This window comes from Paenibacillus radicis (ex Xue et al. 2023), assembly GCF_024722015.1.
Lineage (GTDB): Bacteria > Bacillota > Bacilli > Paenibacillales > NBRC-103111 > Paenibacillus_S.
In genome coordinates, this window is sequence record NZ_JANQBD010000032.1 from 1 (window position 1) to 15,169 (window position 15,169).

Consider the following 15,169-nt stretch of genomic DNA (forward strand, 5'->3'; position numbering starts at 1 on the left):
GAACCTGTTCGTCAGTCGACCTGTAATGGTGAAGTGAAGAGCCGTATGCGTTAATAGCGCACGTACGGATCTGTGAGGGGTAAGGGGCGCAATCCAAGAGAAGGAGAGGCCCCGCCTACTCGACTATGTGGGGCGAATGATGAGAATTATGAACAAAACAGAGCGATAGCGGAAGCAACTGTTCCGTTATCGCTCTGTTTTTGTGTGCTTTCTAAGCCATAACGGAACAATTACTTCCGCTAATTCTTCGACTAACAAAGAAAAGCACATGGCAGGTTTACTTAAATAATCGGTGTTGGATGGCAGGTTTCGTTAATATCGGCACTGACCTTTAATCGCTTCCTACGTGACTAGGGCGGGGGATCTGGAGGTATCACCGCAGTCAATGTGCAACTGATGGAGAGATGCGCTCTGAATACTTTCAAGGAGTTCATGGCTATAAATGCCGGATCGAAGACTGGTTAAGAGTAAGAAAGCACGCACAGTAAATAGTAGAACAAAGAGAACATCGGTGTGGGAGGGGGAGGAGTGATAATGAATGTATCTTCATCAAACGGGCTTCGAATAGAAGCCATTCTTTCAGCAACTTAATATAATCTTAAACTGTAGTTTACAATCGGTTGACAATCCGGGGGCCAATTTATATTAGGATATTATATGAACATACATTAATTTATCTGGGGGGACTTTGTTTTGAACAAACTTACTAAAGGATTACTCGCTACCAGCTTGCTTCTATCTATAATGCCAATTCCATTATCCAGTGCTGCGGATGAAGTTAAAACTACAGATTCATCGAAACCAACAGAAGCAGCAAAGCCAGCAGCACCAGCAACAGCATCCAAAAACCTTATTGTTTTAATTGGTGATGGAATGGGACCTGCACAGGTTACAGCTGCTCGTTATTTTTCCAAAGCTGCGCTGGGTAAAGACAAATTGAATTTAGACGGCTATTATGTTGGCCAAGCTACTACATATGCAGATCCAGGTGAAGATGGCGGAGTATTCGTTTCCGGAGCGGTAACGGATTCGGCTTCAGCCGGAACAGCTTTTGCAACGGGTAACAAAACATACAATGCGGGTATCAGTATTTCGAATGAAGATGTTTCCAAACCGTTTGCATCCATTATTGAAGCTGCGGAAGTAAAAGGCAAAGCAACAGGTTTGGTTACTACAGCCAGAATTACCCATGCTACTCCGGCTGTTTATGCCTCCCATGTACGCTCCCGTGATAATGAGAATGCTATCGCATCCCAATACTTGGATAGTGGCGTAGACGTACTTTTTGGCGGCGGTAAAGATTTCTTCGTAGGCAAAGAAGATAAAGGTAAGCGTACAGATAAAGGAATCATTGGCGATTTTGAAGCAAAAGGCTATAAAGTCGTTGAAAATACAGACAGCTTAAAATCCTTGACTGCTAAAAACGAAAAGGCTCTAGGATTGTTCGGTAGATCCCATGTAGCTTATACGCCTGACCGTGACAATACGATCCCAAGCCTTAGCGCTATGACGGAGAAGGCGATTGAAATTTTGTCTGCTCAAAAAAATGGCTTCGTCATGATGATCGAGGGCGGACGTATTGACCATGCTTCCCATGCGAATGACTTCCCAACTGCAGTACAAGAAGCTTTGGATTTCGATGCAGCTGTGAAGGTTGCTATGGATTTTGCTAAGAAAGATGGCAACACATCCGTTGTTATTACAGCTGACCATGAAACAGGCGGACTATCCTTGTCCCGTGACAACATCTACGAGCTGAATATTGATTTGTGGGGCAAGCAAAAGAAATCATCCGAGTTTATCAACGCCGCTCTAGCTAAAGCCAAAACGGTTGAAGAAGTTCGTGCTATTGTTGCTGAAAATACTTGGATCACTGATTTAAGCGATGAGGAAGCTGAGTTTATCATTAAAGGTGACGGTTCCTCTTATAAGCAAGAAGGTGCGTATAACGAAGTCGTGTCCAAACGATTGTTAGTTGGTTGGGCTGGTCATGGTCACTCCGCGGTTGATGTTGGCGTATGGGCTTACGGTCCGATAGCTGATATGGTAAAAGGCAACATCGATAACACACAAATCGCATTCGCTGGGGCAAAAGTTGTAGGTCTGGATCTTGCTGCTACTTCTGCTGAAATGCAAGCTAAATACTTGTACCCTAAGTTTAAAATTACCCGCGAAGGCGCTGTACTTTATCCGGTAAAAGCATTAGCTGACAAATTGGGTGCAACAGTAGCTTGGGACGAAGCTTCCCACAGTGTAAAAGTTACTAAGGGCGCGCAAACCTTGACAGTTAACGTAGAGAACAACAGCGTAACACTGAACGGAAAAGAATCTTCACTTGCAGCTAACCTGGATAATGGAACGCTTTACTTGTCTCTTGATGCATTCAACCAACTGACAGGCATGAGCATGAAATGGGATGCTTTATCCGAGCGTCTAATTTTAAAGTAATTCGATAACGGCTAACTATACTATACCGAAGCAGGAGAACTTTTTAGAGTTCTCCTGTTTTACTCTTGAGGTGAAATAAGTGATCATGATGGACCGTGTTGTCAAAACCTTTTTGTTGAATGGCAAAAGCCTGCCTATACTTGATGTGCCGCATTGGGAAATAGAGCGGGGACAAAGAGTTGCTATTATAGGACCAAGCGGTAGCGGTAAAAGTACGTTGCTGCATTTGTTAAGCGGTATTCTTAAACCGGATAGTGGAAGCATAAGCGTCGATCTTAAGCCGTTGCATGAATTGTCTGAAGCTGCCCGGGATCAATACAGAGCCGAGAAAATCGGTTATATATTTCAGGATTTCCATTTAATTCCATCTTTGAGCGCGGAGCAAAATATTGAGCTTGTGCTCCCATCGCATATAGCAAAAGCAGACAGAAAAAAGAAAGTTCATGAATGGTTACAGAAAGTAGCCATGCTCGATAGAAAAGATCATAGACCTGCTCAATTATCTCGCGGTCAACAGCAGCGTATAGCTATCGTAAGAGCGCTTATCAACAAGCCGTCTCTCATTTTAGCCGATGAGCCTACGGGAAGTCTTGATTTTGAAACAGCCCGACAAATTATGTCTCTGTTAATCGATCTATGCGATGCAGAAGGAAGCACTTTGGTTGCTGTCACTCATGACTTGCATTTATCTGAGCTTTTTCAAAAAACCATTCACATCAATGAAATCAATTCGCTTGTAAAGCGTGATATATCGAAGAACATAACCAATGAAATAAAGGTAGGCTAACCATGTTGAATCTTATATGGAGAAACATTGTGTATCGCAAGACGCTGTCTCTTTTGACTATCATTTCCGTATCGCTGACGGTTGCGCTGGTAGTTATTCTTATGCTCGCCAAAGCGGGAATTGAAGAAGGAGCAGCGAAGGGCTACGGTCCTTTTGAGCTGACTGTCGGCGCCAAGGGGAGCGAATCTCAGCTTGTTTTAAATTCGCTGTATCATGTGGGCACGCCAACAGGAAATATCCCTCATCCTATTTTGGAGAAGCTGCAGAGCAATAAAGAGGTGGATAAAGCTTTTGCTATGACTACGGGCGATAATTATAACGGGTACCCTATTGTCGGTATCGAGCCCGCCTATTTTCCGGTAAGATATGGTGAACGAAGCTTGGCAAAAGGAAGGCTGTACAATCAGCTCGGAGAGGTTGTTATAGGCTCGCATGTCGCGAAGATGGCAAGCTTGAAAGTGGGAGATACATTTAAAGGCGGACATGGTCTTGTTGAACATCATGAAGCGGAAGAGATGGAGCATTCGGATCACGATGCAGAGGAAGAAGAAGCGCACAGCCAATTTATTTATACGGTAGTGGGTATACTCCCCACTCTGAATAGTGCGGATGATCGGGCGCTTTTTACAACCCTCGATTATGCTTGGAAGGTTCATCACAACGAGAAGGCCGAGCAGCAGGAAATAACAGCTATTTTAGTCAAACCGAAGTCTCTGGGGGGTACTCAAGCGATTAAGCTGGAATATGACAAGCTGAATAATATCCAGGCGGTTTATACAAGTAAAGTCGTTGCAGATGTAGTCAATATGGTTGACAGAGGAACTGAATTAATTACAGTCGTAACCGTATTATGTATTTTGCTTGCCACCATTTCTATTGCGCTGTCACTGGTCGCCGCTATTCATGAGAAACAAAAGGATGTTGGTTTATTGAGATTGATCGGCAAATCGGCTTCTTTTATATGGGTTACATTAATTGGTGAAGGGCTGCTTATTACAACCATCGGTCTGGTATTAGGTGTTTTTATAGGTCACCTGGGATGTTATTTGGGCAGTAATATGATGTTTGAGTTCTCGGGTATTCATATCAATGCGTTTGCTATAGAAGCGACCGAGCTTTACTTAGTAGCAGGTACTATCGTGCTAGGTATTCTAGCCTCCGTTGGTCCAGCTTATCGGGTGTACAAGGTCGAAACTCTTCAATTATTTAGAAGCTAACCAGGAGGTGGACATCATGAAGTGGATAAGTTTGTTTGTAGGGCTTGGTATTCTTCTATCCGCGTGTGGAAATAAAGGTTCCGAGCAGCAGGTTCATACGTTTTCTGAAGCAATACCGTTAGTGCAGCCGCAAAAGTCAGCTTCTGCGAGCCCGGTTGTCACCGAAGATAAGAAGCCAGCAGCAGAGAAACCGGAATTGAAAAAAGCTGAACCAGCTGCTTCAGTCGATGCTCCCGTAATTCCAGTATTGAATAATAGCGTCACTTCTCCCCCAGTTGATCCCCCGAAGGAACAGGAGCAAGTGAAGGTAAAGCAAACGGACCAACCCGTTAAACAACCGGAACAGCCGGTTAAGCAAGCTATAGAGACGGCAGCAGCTGTAAAAGTCGAACCACAGGTTGATACTGCAGCTGAGGAAAAGAAAAACACCGAGAAAGAGAAGCAAGAAGCAGCACCTGCGAAGAAGCCGGCGGCAAGCGCTAATCAATCAGAGATTAAATGGGCGGAGTTTTTCGACAACGATAAGCAGACAACTCCGTCGGATAAGTTTTGGGATTTAAGTGGGAAACAGGTGGAAATCAAAGGATATATGGGTGAAGTGCTGTCGATGGAAAAGAACTGGTTCCTGCTTATCCCTCAGCCTGGAGCCGAATGTCCCTTTGATAATGGAGATGAAACCTATTGGAACCAGATCATGATCGTCTATTTACCCAAAGGGGATAAGCTTCGGTTTACGACAGGTCCTCTAAAAATCACCGGCAGACTGGATGTCGGGATTAAGGTTGACGAGTCCGGTTATAAGACTATGTTCAGGATGTATGATGCAAAGTTTGAAAAGATAAAGGAATAGTAATAAGTAGGGAAGTCCTGATCCGTAAAATGAAACGGTGACCCCAAAGATTGGCGCTTTAAGCATAAGCCGATCTTTGAGGCTGCCGTTTATTTCAGTTCGAGGTTTAGCTTGCTTTCGGTAATCGAATCCTAAATAATGGGTAATATAGGACAGAATCATACGAAGTGAGGCGGGATGAAGGGAAATGAATGAGGTTATCGATTTATTAATGAAACACACATCCATGCGCAAATTTACAGAGCAGCCTGTCACCGACGAACAGCTTCGCGCCATTGTAACCTCGGCACAGAGTGCCTCGACCTCCAGTAATGTCCAGGCGTACAGCATCATAAGGGTATCGGACCAAGGAATGAAGCAGCAGTTGTCCGTTCTATCCGCCAATTATTCTTATATCGTAGAGTGTCCATTGTTTCTCGTGTGGTGCGCCGATCTGCATAGACTGCATAAGGCATACGGCAAGCATGAAGATGATGAGCCTGTTTATATAGGCACAACAGAGAATTTGATTGTAGCCACAGTCGATGCTTCATTGGCCGCGCAGAACGCCGCGATCGCGGCGGAGTCGATGGGTCTCGGCATTGTCTACATCGGCGGCATTCGCAACCATATCGCGGAGGTATCCAAGCTGCTTAAGCTGCCGCAACACGTGTATCCGGTATTCGGCATGTGCATCGGATACCCGGATCAGCAGTCGGGGCCGCGTCCTCGTTTACCGCTGGATGCGGTGCTGCATGAGAATACATACGACTCCGACCGTATGACGAAGCCTGTTGAGGACTATGACCGTACGATGAAGGAATATATCACCCTTCGTACAGGTGGCAAAAGAACCTCGACTTGGACCGAGGATATGGCCAATAAGCTTAAAACTCCAGCGCGGCTTCATATGAAGAGCTATCTGGAGGAGCAGGGGTTTGGCAGAGATTAAGTGATCAGCAGAAAAAAGGTCTGACTGGGCGAGGGTCAGGTCTTTTTTTAGAGATAAGAAAGTATAAATTTTTGGAGTTCCCCCACATAGGAAGCGTTCGTAACGAAACATGGAAAGAATGGAGTCGTGTACTGGCGGAAGAGGTGTTCCAGGTGAACCACCGTCATGATACCGCTTAAAGTGGTTCGTGACTTCAATAGGATGGACGACGGGGATCCTGAGGAGCCGCCGCAGTTTAGGTACGAAGCCTGTGATGGAGAGAGGTACCCGGAGTACTACCAAGGGGTACATGGCTATGAATACCGGCTGACCGATAGGTTAGGAGCAGTAAAGAAAGAGGTAGCAGAAGGCAGTAAAGTAGAACCGTAAGAGGGAACGGGTGTGGGATGGAGGAGCGATAGCGTCCGCCTTTGAAGCTTGTGTTCCTCCCGCTGCAAGCCTTCCATTCAAAGGAACACAACTTCAACAGCGGCCGGAATCCCATACCCGATTCCCTCCCCACGCACAAACGTAGATTGTACACCAAGGACGCCGCAAGGCGTTTTTCTTACTGTGAAATGAATGCCATAGCCCATCCGACAGCAGGGATCACTCCGACCAATATTTTTACTTTCAGACTTTTGGCGCGAATGTCTTCAATGAATAGATGAGTGGAGCCGTGCTCCATCTTCAAAACTATTAAACTTAACAAAGGTTATATAGTATAAACGATCTATTTATAGTAAAATAAACAGGAAAATCATAAAAATAAGGGGAGACATTCGTTGAAAAGCCTTCACCTGCGTATTATGCTGGTTTTTTCCATTATTATTTTATTGTCAGGGTCCTTATTAAGCTACGTGATTTATACATCCTCGGTCAGTCTGATCACACATTCGCTGGGAGAACAAGCAAGAAGTATTGCACAATACGCTTCGAAGCAGATTGATCTTGAGAAATACCGCGATATCAATCCTGAGAAGGGGGAAAACGCTTACTACAAAGAGCTCCGTTTAAAGCTGAATGATATTCGAGAGGCCAATAATTTGAAGTATTTATATACAATGGCCGAACGAAAAAAAGGGGATGCTGCGGAATATTATTATATTGTTGACGGGATGCCTCTTGATGCTAAAGGAGAAGATTTTTCCCCGTTGGGTAAAGTGGAGACCAGCATGGGAGTGGTCCAGAAAAAGGCGTTTGCGGATCGTGAAATTCAGGTTGGCGAGCTGACGGAGATTGAGCCTTACGGAGCCCTTGTTTCAGCGTATGTTCCGATTAAGTCCTCTACAGGCGAACTGCTGGGAGTACTCGGAGCTGATTTTGACGCTTCAACCGTTTATGAGCTGCTTCGTGAGAATAAAAGAAATACGATGATCATTGCCGGGACTATTTTGCTAGTTTCAATTGTTATTATTTACATATTTTCTCGAATGATCGTTTCACCTGTGTTGCGGTTAACCCGCGAAATGCAGAAGGTACAAAGCGGGGATTTGACAGCGAAAACGGAAGTGAAGGGCAAGGATGAAATTGGCCGTCTTTCTGATGCATTCCAAAAAATGATTTTTGTACTAAGGGATATGATTCAAGAAATTCAAAACAGCGTTCATAATATGAAGCAGTCCAGTCAAGTTCTGGCGGAGAGCGCGGGAGAGACTAGTGCCTCGAGTGAACAGATAACCGGATATTTGTCGGATGCTGTGGAGGTTGCCAAGACACAGGAGCAGCGAAGCGGTGAAACAGCAAGGGCCGTGGATGAGGTAGGGGCAGGCGTTCAACGTATTGCCGACTCCTTATCTGTAGTTGCTGAGGCCTCCAAGGAAGCTACCGATGCCGCCAGAATCGGCAACGATTTTGTGCTCCAGGCATTGAAGCAGATGGAATCGATACAAGCATCATCCCATTTAATGGCTAAGGATATTGAGCAGCTGGCCGAGCGGTCGGATCATGTTGGCCAAATTGTCGATGTAATTAAAGACATATCTGCTCAAACGAACCTGTTGGCGCTGAATGCTGCAATTGAAGCGGCAAGAGCCGGTGAGCATGGAAAAGGCTTCGCCGTCGTAGCCGACCAAGTCCGCAAGCTGTCGGTTCAATCGGAGGAATCAGCAGCCAGAATCGGCGAATTGATTGGTTATATTTTGGAAGATACGGCCAAGGTTGTAAAAGGGGTTAACATGGATACGAATGAAGTGGAGTCGGGTCTTGTTATTGTAAGGAATGCCGGCAATGCTTTTGGACGTATTCAGTCTGAGGTGGAAAGGGTTGCGAAGCAGGTTCAAGAGGTTTCGGCTGTCTCTGAAGAGATAGCCGCGGGAGCCGAGCAAGTCACGGCATCCGCTGATGAGATGGACAAGCTGTCCAGAGATACCTCAGAGCATTTTCAAGGTATAGCCAGAGCGGCCGAGGTTCAGATGGAAGCTATGCAGCAAATATCGGTTTCTTCTGAAAAGCTTGAAGAAATGTCAGAGCGCCTGGAACTACTGATCCAAAAGTTTAAGCTATAGTACAAATATAAAAGAGCTCCAACCGCGATGTTTGGTTGAAGCTCTTTTTGTCATTTAAACATTTTTCATAGTGTGATCCGATGTATTATTTATCGGCTCCATCGTAGCTGTCTCGCCAGCGCAGCAATCGATCCTCAAGCTTGCGTACAAGAGAATCCGTCAGCTTGCCAACTAAAGCAAATATTACAATGCCAACAAATACGACATCGGTTTGGGCAAATTGTCTCGCGTCGGATATCATATAGCCAACACCAGAATTGGCTCCCATCAATTCAGCAACGATGAGGCTCAGCCACGCCATACCAAGTGAAAGGCGAAGACCAAGCAGGATATTAGGCATCGCGGAAGGTAGTATAAGCTTAGTCACTTGTTTAAACCGGCTGAACTCAAGCACGCGTGAAACCTCGAATAGCTTGGAGTCAATCCCGCGAATACCGAGAAAGGTGTTTAGGTAGAGCGGGAAAAAAGCTCCTTTAGCGATCAGCAGTACTTTCGAAAACTCACCGAACCCGAACCATAAAATAAATAGCGGCATGATGGCCAAATGCGGTACGGTTCTAATCATTTGCAAGGTAGGATCCAAGGTATATTCCGTCTTCCGAAAAAAACCGACCAATAATCCTGATATTAAACCAAGTCCGCCTCCGATAACAAAGCCGACGACAGCACGATAAATACTAACGGAAAGGTTGTCCAGTAGTACACCGTCACCGATCAAGGTTATAAAAGCTTCAAAAATCTGAATTGGTGTAGGAAGCAATTGAGGAGGAACCAGATGCAGCGATCCGACCAATTGCCAAATGGTTAATATAATGGCAGGCAATATGATTCCGTACATATATTTCTTATAATGTTCGCGAGTTTTCATAGAAAGCCCTCTTCAATGGTAGTCTAATTTTATTCATCTTTAAGTTGATTTTGAAGATATTGAATAACAGATTCATGTACGGTAATGACGCCTGAGTTGAGCTGCTCACGATATCGCTGCTCGGATGCTTGACCTGGATACGTAATCGAATGGTCTGGGTCTACAGTCGGTACAGCATTGATCTCTCCTAGAAATCCGGTTACCTGCTCGCGGAAAGATTCTACCGTATGACCAAATATGGTAGGATCGATCAACTGAATGAGCGCACCTCTGCTTTTTCCTGGCCCTTTGGAGCCGATAGGAACATTGACCAAAGCGCCTCCAAGCATTTCGAACGCAAGCGCTAATCCGAATCCCTTATAACCTCCGACAGGTGATAAATACTTCACTTCAGCAGGGTTGGTCGTAGGCTGTCCTTGTTGATCTACTCCCCATGTGTTCGGAATGGCTTCCTGATTATATTTGGCCAGAGTCACATGACCCCAGGCACGCTCAGATGTTGCCATATCCAGAACAAACAACGGATCAGTGTGCGGGATGGCAATCCCAAGCGGTGTGTTGTTAACCGCTGCTGCCATACCTCCAGGTGGAGTCATAACGCTCGTCCCGCCATAAGCGAATACTAGCGTTACTGCACCTTGCTCAGCTCCGTATCTTGCAATAATTCCTGAACAGTTGAACCTTGTAATGTCAGTTAGGCCTATGGATATCATCTTGCGGTCAGGTAAAAATGGAATGGCAAGGTCGATAGCTTCGCGAGCTACGATGTGCCCTAAGTCGCTGTTGCCGGTAATATGCATATAGGATCCATCGAATGGGCCTACCTGGTATACCCCTTTGTCGGTGAAAGCCTCTACGGCATTTCTGAAGTAAGTAAAGCCGTGAGAGAAACGGCCTCTTAGATCAGCGTCCAAATAATCTTCCGTTACGATTTCGGCTTCACGCTTGGTTGCTCCATGCTTGAGCAGAACTTGTCTGCCCAGTTCTCTTAGCTCTTGAATAGGAAGAGTTACATTACTCATAATAGATTCACCTCGAGGTGTTATTTATTGTTTTTGATGTCTTCTAATGCTTTATTAATGAAAGTATTGTCAACAACCTTGGATGGATCAACCAGCTTGTTAATGGCTTTCTCATTGAGAAGAAATTGTGCTAGCTCTTGCTGGCCCTTCACAAATGGGTCGGATACTGGAAGCGTAGCGAAGCTAACATTTTTGATTACGGATTTAACAACATCTGCATTCAACTTGGTTCCTTCGGAGTAAATCTTAACAGCTTCATCAAGATTTTGATTTTGCCAAATCAAGGTTTTCTCCAAAACTTTTAAGTAGGCTGTTACAAGCTCAGGATGTTCCTCAGCGAATTTGGTGCGGGCAATATGGAAAGCCGGGCTTATATAATTGATATTGGATCCGTCCGCCAATACAGTAGCTCCATCATTAACCACGGTAGTGGATAAGTAAGGCTCGCCTATGCTCCAAGCGTCAACGGAACCTCCGATGAAAGCAGCCTTCGCTTCATCAGCGGATAGTTGAATAATCTGTACATCTGTTGCTTTTAAACCTGCTTTATCTATCAAGCGGAACAACATATCATAGCCGCTAGTCGCTTTGGCGACGGCGATTTTTTTACCTTTTAACTGCTCAACGCCTTTAATCGCACTGCCTTTTGGTACTAGTAGAGCATTATTCTTCGAGCCCGTGCTGCCAACGGCGATTTCTTTGAACGGTATGTCCGCTATTTGTGCAGTGATTACTGGAGTATTGCCAGTGACAGCTAGATCAAGGCGATTGGTGAGGATGGCGTCAAATTGGGGAGGGCCACCTTGTACTTCGAGCCAGTTGACCTTCGCGTTATATTTAGCAAATTCTTCTTCGAACCATTTCTTTTGCTGTGCCAATACAAGAGGGGCCACTGCGTGTTGAACGCCAATGTTCACGACAACTTCTTTTTGCTGTTGAGATGAGCTTGGAGCGGCGCTGTTTGATTTAGTATCGCTTGTTTTACTGCCGCATGCTGCTAGAATAAGTATAAGACTTAGGAATAATACTAAAGTGGATACTCGTGATTTTTTCATAATAAATCTCCTTTTCGCATCTTAAAGTATCTAAACTTTACTATATCCGAGTAAACAAGTATAGTAACTATGTGTTATGCTTATATGACTCAAAGTTATGGTTTAAAGGGGTTATGATATGAACATAGAGCAACTGGAATACATTGTTAATATTGCGAGAACGGGCTCTATCTCTACAACGGCTGAAATCATGCATGTATCTCAGGCAGGGATAAGCAAAGCTCTGGCGAGGCTGGAAGCTGAAATTGGTTTTGAATTGTTCGAGCGTACTCGGATGGGAACCGTCCCAACAGATCGTGGAAGAATTATTATTGATAAAGCAAGTGAGGCACTCATCAAAATTCAGGATGTCAGAGATGCCGTACTTATGCAGAATGACCACATTGAAGGGGAAGTTCGCCTGTCGGTAAGCCCTAATTTCATGGCGATTCTTCCCAAATCGATTGTGTCCTTTAAAAATCATTATCCATATGTTCGATTAGAGATAACGGAGAAGGATTCAACTGAAATTATCGAGGATATTAAACAAAACAAGACGGATATGGGTTTAATTTATTTAAATCACGAACCTGGTGTAACGGATGAGCTGTGGTTAACGAAGATGGTTGAATCGCGTGTGGTTGTTTGCGTAAGCAGACATTCATGGCTAGCCACCAAAACGAGTGTTACTCGAAAAGAGCTAATCAATCAGCCCTTTGTTAGCATTAACGGCAGCTTTTCAAATCGCTATATGAGGCAATTCAAGGAAAAGTATGGACCCGTCAACATTATTTTTACATCCAACAATCAAGAGGTACTAAAAAGAACCATAGCTGAGGGAGCCGCGATAGGTATATTTATAGAGTTCAGCATTAAGAAGGATCCTCTAATTACCAGTGGTGAAATCGTGGCGATTCCACTCGTGAACGATGATAGCAACGTTGTGACCTTCGGGTGCGCACGCTCCAAAAAACAGCATTTTCCTAGGACGCACCAAGTGTTTTTGAAATATTTAATGAGGGAGATTCACCTGTTGGAAAAGTAAACAAAAAATCCGACCTGCCGCAGGGGCAAACCGGATGGAAATGACACTTATAATAGCAGTTAGTTTTAGTTTAAATGGAATAGGCAGGTTCAAGATCCTCATAGCCGCTTAAGGCCCATAAAACGCGTTTGCGATATTCCATGAATGATGTGGAGACGCGGGCACGTGGATGAGGCAAGTCGATGGAAATAATCTCCTTAACGGTTCCAGGCTTGGCTTCCATGACAACAATTCGATCGGCCAAGAAGATAGCTTCGTCAATATCATGAGTCACAAGCAGCATAGTCATACGGTTGTCACGCCAAATGTCCAGCAGCGCTTCTTGCATATGGTTTCTTGTAAAGGCATCGAGCGCCCCAAAGGGCTCATCGAGAAGAAGTAACTGAGGCTGACGCATAAGTGCGCGAGCGATTGCTACGCGTTGGGACATCCCGCCTGAAAGTTGTTTGGGGAAAGCTTTCTCAAAGCCGGTCAGCTTTACCAATTCTATAACTTCGTTCACCTTTTGGCGGACGGCAGGATCTTTTAAAGACAAATCCGCTGCGATATTTTTTTCAACCGTTAGCCATGGAAACAACCGATGCTCTTGGAAAATAAATCCCTTTTCAATGCTTGGTTTTGTAACCGACTGCTCGTCTAGAAGAACAGAACCCTGATAGTTTGTGTCCAGTCCGGCAGCTATTTTTAACAGCGTACTTTTTCCGCAGCCGCTTGGTCCGATGATCGCAACAAATTCATCCTGCTTTAGTTCTAAATTGACATTACGGAGTGCTTGGACAGTACTTTCCTTGGAAACAAATGTTTTGTTCACATTCACAAATTTCACGGTCGCCATGCTTACTTCACCTCATGTGTAGGAGATTAAACTTGTCATTCTTAAAAGCTAAAGAGGAGACGGCAGTTTGGGTATTATCGATGATAGTTCATATGACAAGAAATCTTAATTTAAGTTTTAGAGAAAGTCAAGGTAAATTTGAGTGATAAACAATAGAGATGTGGTGGATCCTATTATTTACAATCTGCAGTCTGGGTTTGCTTCTATAAGATAAAATCAGGATTGATTTGTGGAATTCTGGCTCCTACTTCTTGACGCCAATCGGTCAGTTTTTCTTTCATAGACTTTACCTGATCGGGCAGAATGGCAGCCAAATTATGCTCTTCGGAAATATCATCCTTAAGATTATATAGCTCCAATCGGCCGTCTTCAAAAAACTCAATCAGTTTGAAATCCCCTATGCGGATGGATGAGCCCGGCGTACCTCCTTGATTGCCATAATGCGGGTAATTCCAGAAAATGGCTTCCCGATCTAACCGGGTCTCCCCCTTTAGAAGGGGTACGAGACTGCAGCCATCCTTATGCTGTTCGGGACGAAGAGCAATTCCAGCCATTTCGAGAAGAGTCGGGTAAAAATCAGTGCTTATAACAGGCACCTCAGAAACGGATCCCGGCTGACTAACCCCCGGCCATTTCACGATTAAGGGTTCTCTTACTCCTCCTTCGTACATCCAACCCTTTCCTTCACTTAGCGGACTGTTGCAGGTCGGAGAGCCTTCTGCGGTGGCAAGACCTCCATTATCAGATGTGAAAATGATGGTGGTGTTGTCCCATTGCCCGGTTTCTTTTAGTGCGTCAAGTAATCTTCCAATGTTTAAGTCCAAATTATACACCATGCCAGCGTAGACAGGATCGGATTGTATGACTCTTCGTTCTACATTCAAATGCTTTTTATGTTCGCATGGGAACTGCTCTCCTTGGATAATAGCATGGGCATGATCAAGTCCTAACCGTTTTGCTTTGGCAACGAACTGTTCTGTAAACTCATTGTTGACTTGGATAGGAGTATGAACTGCATAATGCCACAAGTTGAGAAAGAATGGACGGCCGTCATTTTGTTTAATCAGCTTGATGGCTTCATCGGTCAGCCTATCGGTTAAATATTCTCCATCCGGCCCATCCTCCAGTGTCTCGATTCCATATGGACTGAAGTAGCCTTGCTTCGGCATTCCCCAATTACAACCGCCAATGTTGATGTCAAAACCGTGCCGATTCGGATAATAAGGCCGATCACCGAGATGCCATTTGCCCACATGCCAAGTGCGATACCCGCCTTCCTTCAGCGCCGCTGCAAGGCTTTTTTCCTCCAAGGGTAAGTGATCGATATAAGGAGCGTCAATTAAACGCCCTTGTGTATGTCCGCCGATCCAATTAGTGACGCCAAGGGTAGCCGGATATTTCCCGCTCATAATGCTTGCACGGGTAGGAGAGCATACCGGACAAGCAGCATAGGCTTCGGTAAATCGTATTCCCTCGTCCGCTAAACGGTCTAAATGAGGTGTTTCATAAAACGTGCTGCCGTAGCAACTGAGATCCTTCCAACCCATGTCATCTATTAAGACGAAAATAATATTCGGTTTATTTGAGTTTTTTTCCATAACAAAACCTCCATATGTAGATATAAAAAGGGAACCCGCTGTAAAGAA

The 15,169-nt window shown here is 44.7% G+C and carries 13 protein-coding genes; 8 read left to right on the forward strand and 5 right to left on the reverse strand.

Annotation, left to right across the window (positions count from 1 at the left end; genetic code table 11):
• Positions 1–744 precede the first annotated feature (744 nt).
• From NV381_RS31810 to NV381_RS31840, 7 genes are all read left to right on the forward strand, one after another.
• Complete coding sequence (locus NV381_RS31810) at positions 745–2,448, forward strand: alkaline phosphatase (protein WP_258217414.1); 1,704 nt, start codon at positions 745–747, stop codon at positions 2,446–2,448.
• An 85-nt stretch (positions 2,449–2,533) separates the two neighbouring features.
• Complete coding sequence (locus NV381_RS31815; RefSeq protein WP_258217333.1) at positions 2,534–3,235, forward strand: ABC transporter ATP-binding protein; 702 nt, start codon at positions 2,534–2,536, stop codon at positions 3,233–3,235.
• A 29-nt stretch (positions 3,236–3,264) separates the two neighbouring features.
• Positions 3,265–4,452 carry an ABC transporter permease gene (locus tag NV381_RS31820; RefSeq protein WP_308862381.1) on the forward strand — a complete coding sequence of 396 codons (1,188 nt, stop codon included), beginning with the start codon at positions 3,265–3,267 and terminating at the stop codon, positions 4,450–4,452.
• A gap of 16 nt (positions 4,453–4,468) precedes the next feature.
• The gene (locus NV381_RS31825; protein ID WP_258217335.1) at positions 4,469–5,302 is read left to right on the forward strand and encodes a hypothetical protein; all 834 of its coding nucleotides are present in this window, start codon (positions 4,469–4,471) and stop codon (positions 5,300–5,302) included.
• A gap of 187 nt (positions 5,303–5,489) precedes the next feature.
• Complete coding sequence (gene nfsA, locus NV381_RS31830) at positions 5,490–6,233, forward strand: oxygen-insensitive NADPH nitroreductase (RefSeq protein WP_258217336.1); 744 nt, start codon at positions 5,490–5,492, stop codon at positions 6,231–6,233.
• Positions 6,234–6,398: 165 nt separating this feature from the next.
• Positions 6,399–6,602: a hypothetical protein gene (locus tag NV381_RS31835; protein WP_258217337.1), complete on the forward strand. Its 204-nt coding sequence runs from the start codon at positions 6,399–6,401 to the stop codon at positions 6,600–6,602.
• 395 nt (positions 6,603–6,997) lie between these two features.
• On the forward strand, positions 6,998–8,719 hold the full coding sequence (locus tag NV381_RS31840) for a methyl-accepting chemotaxis protein (protein ID WP_258217338.1): 1,722 nt from the start codon (positions 6,998–7,000) through the stop codon (positions 8,717–8,719).
• An 85-nt stretch (positions 8,720–8,804) separates the two neighbouring features.
• Here the strand turns inward: NV381_RS31840 and NV381_RS31845 are convergent, their stop codons facing one another.
• From NV381_RS31845 to NV381_RS31855, 3 genes are read right to left on the reverse strand one after another with little or no spacing between them, the layout of a single operon-like run.
• Positions 8,805–9,587, reverse strand: coding sequence for an ABC transporter permease (locus NV381_RS31845; protein ID WP_258217339.1), 783 nt, complete (start codon positions 9,585–9,587; stop codon positions 8,805–8,807).
• 29 nt (positions 9,588–9,616) lie between these two features.
• Entirely contained in the window at positions 9,617–10,609 is a 993-nt protein-coding gene (locus NV381_RS31850; protein ID WP_258217340.1) for an Ldh family oxidoreductase, read from the reverse strand.
• Between the two features lie 20 nt (positions 10,610–10,629).
• Positions 10,630–11,664 (reverse strand): aliphatic sulfonate ABC transporter substrate-binding protein, encoded by a 1,035-nt coding sequence (locus NV381_RS31855; protein ID WP_258217341.1) that lies wholly within the window; start codon positions 11,662–11,664, stop codon positions 10,630–10,632.
• A 118-nt stretch (positions 11,665–11,782) separates the two neighbouring features.
• Between NV381_RS31855 and NV381_RS31860 the strand changes: the two genes are divergently transcribed.
• Positions 11,783–12,688, forward strand: coding sequence for a LysR family transcriptional regulator (locus tag NV381_RS31860; protein ID WP_258217342.1), 906 nt, complete (start codon positions 11,783–11,785; stop codon positions 12,686–12,688).
• A 70-nt stretch (positions 12,689–12,758) separates the two neighbouring features.
• Here NV381_RS31860 and NV381_RS31865 read toward each other — a convergent pair whose 3' ends face one another.
• Entirely contained in the window at positions 12,759–13,523 is a 765-nt protein-coding gene (locus tag NV381_RS31865; protein ID WP_258217343.1) for an ABC transporter ATP-binding protein, read from the reverse strand.
• A 203-nt stretch (positions 13,524–13,726) separates the two neighbouring features.
• Positions 13,727–15,121, reverse strand: coding sequence for a sulfatase (locus tag NV381_RS31870; protein ID WP_258217344.1), 1,395 nt, complete (start codon positions 15,119–15,121; stop codon positions 13,727–13,729).
• Positions 15,122–15,169: the final 48 nt, after the last annotated feature.

Coding starts and splice junctions, on each gene's coding strand:
- nfsA (WP_258217336.1), top strand. CDS start 5,490: ATGAATGAGGTTATCGATTTATTAATGAAACACACATCCATGCGCAAA.
- NV381_RS31810 (WP_258217414.1), top strand. CDS start 745: ATGCCAATTCCATTATCCAGTGCTGCGGATGAAGTTAAAACTACAGAT.
- NV381_RS31835 (WP_258217337.1), top strand. CDS start 6,399: ATGATACCGCTTAAAGTGGTTCGTGACTTCAATAGGATGGACGACGGG.
- NV381_RS31870 (WP_258217344.1), bottom strand. CDS start 15,121: ATGGAAAAAAACTCAAATAAACCGAATATTATTTTCGTCTTAATAGAT.
- NV381_RS31815 (WP_258217333.1), top strand. CDS start 2,534: ATGATGGACCGTGTTGTCAAAACCTTTTTGTTGAATGGCAAAAGCCTG.
- NV381_RS31865 (WP_258217343.1), bottom strand. CDS start 13,523: ATGGCGACCGTGAAATTTGTGAATGTGAACAAAACATTTGTTTCCAAG.
- NV381_RS31860 (WP_258217342.1), top strand. CDS start 11,783: ATGAACATAGAGCAACTGGAATACATTGTTAATATTGCGAGAACGGGC.
- NV381_RS31845 (WP_258217339.1), bottom strand. CDS start 9,587: ATGAAAACTCGCGAACATTATAAGAAATATATGTACGGAATCATATTG.
- NV381_RS31825 (WP_258217335.1), top strand. CDS start 4,469: ATGAAGTGGATAAGTTTGTTTGTAGGGCTTGGTATTCTTCTATCCGCG.
- NV381_RS31855 (WP_258217341.1), bottom strand. CDS start 11,664: ATGAAAAAATCACGAGTATCCACTTTAGTATTATTCCTAAGTCTTATA.
- NV381_RS31850 (WP_258217340.1), bottom strand. CDS start 10,609: ATGAGTAATGTAACTCTTCCTATTCAAGAGCTAAGAGAACTGGGCAGA.